Consider the following 267-nt stretch of genomic DNA (forward strand, 5'->3'; position numbering starts at 1 on the left):
AAAAAATCCAAGTCTTGAAGTTTTCAGCTGTAATACTCTCCCTCTAAGTAAACGAATTAATTTATTGCATAGATTAAATCCCGTTAGAAGAATTCGACCTTCAGGAAGGCACTTAACAACTATTGGCAAAGAATTAATACAAAATGAAGCCGCAGCAATTATTGAGTTAGTAAAAAATGCATATGATGCTGATGCTGATCAAATAAAAATTCAAATAAATTTAGATGAAAATAAGAAAAATGTTGAAATTATTATAATAGATAATGG

Annotated in this window: 1 protein-coding gene; it reads left to right on the forward strand. The window is 28.5% G+C overall.

The annotated features are described in order from the left end of the window. The coding region (locus RFX69_RS01755) for an ATP-binding protein (protein WP_309168559.1) at positions 1–267 on the forward strand (267 nt) is incomplete at both ends.

The organism is Acinetobacter sp. 148 (genome assembly GCF_031196675.1).
GTDB lineage: Bacteria > Pseudomonadota > Gammaproteobacteria > Pseudomonadales > Moraxellaceae > Acinetobacter > Acinetobacter baumannii.